Here is a 3,104-nt window from a genome sequence, read left to right as displayed (position 1 = left end):
TACTCAAACGGAACAAAACCTGGGACACTTCAGAGCCACCACTCCAGCATTCGGCGTTGGTGTTCTCCTCGTCGTCCGCGGTGTGTTCGTGCTAGTAGTTTCAGCTGGGAGTTGATTCCGCCTTCCAGGCTGTTGGTGGTGGCTTTGATCTGGTCAGTGTCAATGACTTCTTCGGGAGGGTTGAGGTAGACAAATAGCAGGTTGCTGCGCCAGAGGTGGTTGAGGCTGTTGTAGGCCTTGCGCACGTTGGCATGGGTCCAAGTGCGTGTCCAACGGCCTGTTTGGGGGTCTTTGACGAGGGTCTTCTCGTTTAACCAGGTGTGGTAGACCGTGGCGAATTCATGCAGTTGTGCGCCCCATTGGCTGGCTTGCTCGATAGTGCTAATGCGGGTGAGCTTAAGTGCTAGCCGGTAGATTGTGCGCCCGGCATCCGTGCGTGGGCGTGAGGTGGTGTAGCGGCGTACCACGCGTTGAGCATGTACCAGGCAGCGTTGGACGAGTGTGGTCGGCCAGCACTGTTTGATGGCACTGGCAGCTCCTTGGCCGCCGTCGATGACGGCGATTAAAGGTGCTGGAATGCGCTCTAGTAGCTGTTTATACGCACGGGTGGTTTCGCGTTTGCACCAGTGCCAGGCGATGACGTGGTCTAGGGTGGCGGCCACGATTAAACATCCGCTGGCAGTGTAGGTGCCGTCAATAAAGACTTGGTCATAGATTCGCCCGGTATGACCGATAGTGGGGTCGGGAACGTCAACCAGCCACCACCAGCTAAAACGGCGTTTCATTGTGGAGGCGCTGACACCATTTCGTTCGGCCACTGCTTCCAGTGAGGTTGTGGTGGTGCAGTGCTCAATGAACTGGGTAAAAGTAGCAGCTTTGGTGACATCTGGCCGGCGTTTGTTGACCGAGGCTCCGCAGGCTTTTGAAGCGTCCTGGGTTTGGTTCCGCTTCTTTTACGGCCCTGTGTTGATGGGCTCGGTGAGATAATACTCGGTTTCTACTTCCTGTGGGGTGGCGTAGTCCAACGCCTCGTGAAGACGTTTGGTGTTCCACCAGTGCACCCACCGCAGGGTGGCGAGCTCAACTTCTCCTACTGATGTCCACGGGCCTTGAGGATGGATAAGTTCAGCCTTGTAGAGACCGTTAACAGTCTCGGCCAGCGCGTTGTCATAGGAATCTCCGACTGTGCCGACACTCGGCCGGATCTCGGCTTCGGCCAAAGCGGTGGAGTACTTCAGTGACACGTACTGACTTCCCCGGTCACTGTGGTGTATCAGCTGGTCGCCATGGATTCGACCGGCAGTCGTTAATGCATGTTCCAGTGCCTCCATCGGCAGCGCATCGGTGCGCATCGTAGAGCGGGTGGCAACACCAACTATTTTGCGGCTGTAGACATCAATGACAAACGCGGTGTACGCAAATCCTGACAGGGTGCGAACATAGGTAATGTCGGCAACCCAAAGCCGCCCGGGGGCTGTTGCCCGGAAGTTTCGCTGCACAAGATCCGGACGATGATCCGGAACTTTAGGACTGATCGTGGTGACCGGGGTGCGTCCACGTCGTCGACCAGACACACCTGCAAGTTTCATCAGGCGCGCGGTCTTGTCGCGGCCGATATGAAAGCCCTCACGGTTCATGGCGTGCCACATCTTACGAATGCCGTAGACCGAGAAGTTTTCCGCATGGACGCGCTGAATCTCTGGGATAAGCAGGCTATCGCTTAAAGCCCTGGCGCTCGGGGCGCGGGTGATGGCTTTACGGTAGCCGCGAGAGGTGATGAATCCACGATCTGCCTGTTTCAAAACACGGCAGATGGCCCAGGCCCCAAATTGCTCCTTGTGCTCGTCAATGTAGGAGATCATCTGGTCGTGGGTCGGTCGAGCTCCGCTGCGAAAAAAGCCGAGGCAGTCTTGAGGATTCCGTTGGCTCGCTTCAGCTCGCGGTTTTCCCGGCGTAGCCGTTTGAGCTCTTCTTCCATGGTTTCGCCACCTGTTGGTGCGGCCTGCTCATGGGCGACGCTGTCGCGATACCAGGCGCGCAACGTGTGGTGGGACACGCCAAGGAGCTCTCCGACTTCCTCGTACGCACGTTGCCGTGAGCAAGACTCCAGACGGACCATCTCTAGGACTTGATGGACCGCCTTCTCCTTGAATTCGGCGGAATACTTTCTGGGCATAGTGCCAATCCTTCCTTAGCAGAGGTAGGAACTAAACCCAGGACGCTTCAGTGTGAGGCTCTGATCTAGAAGGAGTTTCACCGATAATGACTACGGTGTCACCGAAGAAAAACCATGACCCGGCGAGGGTCAACGAGATCAGCGAGAAGCTGATGGAAAATCCTGAGCTCGCCAGCCTGATCAGCGAGCTGTCGACCACTGCTGATGATGCCAGCGAGCTGGTCAAAGGCTTGTTGCAGGCATCGATCAACGCTGGTCTTAAGGCAGAGATGGATGCGCATTTGGGCTATAGCCATTCCGACCGCAAGGCCAAAGCCCAGGTGGAAACCGCGCAGGAGAGCAATCACCGCAACGGGTCGTACACCAAGACCGTCAATTCTGGCTACGGCGCGGTGGAAGTGACCGTGCCCAGGGATCGTGCCGGCACGTTTACTCCCCGGATGGTGCCCAAGGGCGCACGCCGGCTCACAGAACTCGACGACATGATTATCTCGCTCTACGCCGGCGGGATGACAGTGCGCGATATCCAGCATCACCTCGCGACCACCCTTGGGGTGGATATGAGCCCGGATACGATCAGCACCATTACCGATGCGGTGTTAGACGAGGTCATGATCTGACAAAACCGCCAGCTCGACGAGTTTTACCCGGTGATCTTCCTCGACGCGCTACGCGTGAAAATCCGTGACGGCCACCGCGTGGTCAACAAAGCCTGCTATATGGCGGTTGGTGTCGACATCGACGGCATCAAGCACATCCTGGGATTGTGGATCGCCGACAATGAAGGCGCTGCATTCTGGGCATCGGTGTGTGCGGATCTGGCTAACCGCGGTGTCCAGGACGTGTTCATTGTGTGCTGCGACGGGCTCAAAGGCTTGCCGGAAGCCGTGGAGGCAACCTGGCCGAATTCCATGGTGCAGACCTGTAT

At 57.2% G+C, this 3,104-nt stretch carries 1 protein-coding gene and 2 pseudogenes; 1 reads left to right on the top strand and 2 read right to left on the bottom strand.

Features of this window, described 5'->3' with window-relative positions:
• Positions 1-32: 32 nt before the first annotated feature.
• Positions 33-923, bottom strand: a pseudogene (locus HMPREF2808_RS08045) (IS1249 family transposase); the annotation flags it as partial.
• Positions 924-953: 30 nt separating this feature from the next.
• Positions 954-2,176 (bottom strand): IS3 family transposase gene (locus tag HMPREF2808_RS08040; RefSeq protein WP_141752590.1). Its coding sequence is split into 2 segments (ribosomal slippage): positions 954-1,900 and positions 1,900-2,176, totalling 1,224 coding nucleotides; the frame shifts between segments, so codons are not numbered across the junction.
• Between the two features lie 86 nt (positions 2,177-2,262).
• Here HMPREF2808_RS08040 and HMPREF2808_RS13080 point away from each other — a divergent pair.
• A pseudogene (locus tag HMPREF2808_RS13080) lies at positions 2,263-3,104 on the top strand (IS256 family transposase); the annotation flags it as partial.

Origin of the sequence: Corynebacterium sp. HMSC078A10 (assembly GCF_001811565.1) — a bacterium.
GTDB classification, from domain to species: domain Bacteria; phylum Actinomycetota; class Actinomycetes; order Mycobacteriales; family Mycobacteriaceae; genus Corynebacterium; species Corynebacterium hesseae.
The sequence above is the reverse complement of the archived record's forward strand: the minus strand, read 5'-3'. Positions and strand labels throughout refer to the sequence as shown.